An 891-nucleotide genomic window follows, 5' to 3' on the forward strand; every position below is an offset into this window, starting at 1 on the left:
AACAAACGGATTTGCTCCTATTACAGGATCAACCGCCAACCCCTCAGCCAAAAGAAGCTTACCCTTCCATTGTGAAGGATGTGGTGGATGGCGATACGATTCATTTATCACAGCCAGTTCTTGGGATAGATACGGTTCGATTTGTCAATATGGATACGGCGGAAACCTATCATATTAAAGATCCTAATTTTGACTATACCAAGGTATACAACGGTACGGACAATAGCAGTAAAGATAAAAACCAAAAAGCTCATGGCGAACGTGCCAAACAGCATATAAAAAAATTAATAGCTCCAGGAGACTCGATTACGATTAAACCAGCTTCCACACCTATTGATGCATACGGCCGCCTTTTAGCAGAAGTAATTCTTGCAGATGGCCGTAACGTTAATTTGGAAATGGTGAAAGACGGATATGCCAGCATGTATATCATCTGGCCAGTCAAGGATGAGACATTTAAGCAATACGCTAAAGCCGTCAAGGAAGCGAAGCAAGCAGGAATTGGAATTTGGAATGCCCAAGATCCATTGATTGAATTGCCGTTTGAATTCCGGGCTCGTGAACAGAAAAAGGCACTAAGCCGTCCTGTTGGGGATGCAGGTACAAAATTCTATGTACAGCCTCTCGAATTTCAAAAGGTTGATGTAGAAAATCGTGTGTTCTTTAACAGCACGCAAGAGGCTGAACAAGCTGGTTATACGTTAGCGCCTGCTGAAGAAAAGCATGGCTTGTCAACCATACGGCAATTGCCAGACAAAACCCCGATCGTAACAGCTACAGGGGTAGTAAGTACAGTCTCAGACAGTCGGAATAGCTTTTATATTCAAGATGACAAAGCAGGTATTCTGGTATTCCAACCTGCTACACAAACACAGGTGAAGCCAGGAGATG

At 43.3% G+C, this 891-nt stretch carries 1 protein-coding gene; it reads left to right on the top strand.

The features are described from left to right. Positions 1–891 (top strand): thermonuclease family protein (locus AYJ08_RS05745; RefSeq protein ID WP_197490596.1); only part of this gene is annotated, 891 nt, incomplete at both ends.

Source organism: Brevibacillus sp. SKDU10 (assembly GCF_001645205.1).
Classification (GTDB): domain Bacteria; phylum Bacillota; class Bacilli; order Brevibacillales; family Brevibacillaceae; genus Brevibacillus_B; species Brevibacillus_B halotolerans.